This window comes from Acidimangrovimonas sediminis (assembly GCF_002871005.1).
Classification (GTDB): Bacteria; Pseudomonadota; Alphaproteobacteria; order Rhodobacterales; family Rhodobacteraceae; genus Acidimangrovimonas; species Acidimangrovimonas sediminis.
Genome location: NZ_PHSN01000109.1, coordinates 1 through 310 on the forward strand (window position 1 = coordinate 1; position 310 = coordinate 310).

General features: G+C 70.0%; 1 protein-coding gene. It reads left to right on the plus strand.

The window, feature by feature from the left end; genetic code table 11:
• The first annotated feature begins 15 nt into the window (after positions 1-15).
• Positions 16-150 carry a helix-turn-helix domain-containing protein gene (locus CVV76_RS25560; RefSeq protein ID WP_269844504.1) on the plus strand — a complete coding sequence of 45 codons (135 nt, stop codon included), beginning with the start codon at positions 16-18 and terminating at the stop codon, positions 148-150.
• Positions 151-310: the final 160 nt, after the last annotated feature.

Consider the following 310-nt stretch of genomic DNA (forward strand, 5'->3'; position numbering starts at 1 on the left):
GATCACCGGCAGCGGCTGAACGTCTCGCAATCGGCCCTGAGCCACACGATCAAGGGGGTGGAACGGCGCCTCGGTCTCAGGCTTCCGACCCGCACCACCCGCCCGGAGGCCCGGCGCTGCCCCGCCGTTCTTGACAAACTGCGCGGTTGAACGAGGCCGCACCGCACCGAAGGAGACACACCATGAAGATCATCCGCCCCGGCACCGCCCCCTCGAACAAGGGCCCCGAGGACTGGTTCACCGGCACCGTCCGCATCGACCCGCTGTTCGCCGCCGAAGAGCCGGGCCGCACCTCGGGCGCGCATGTCAC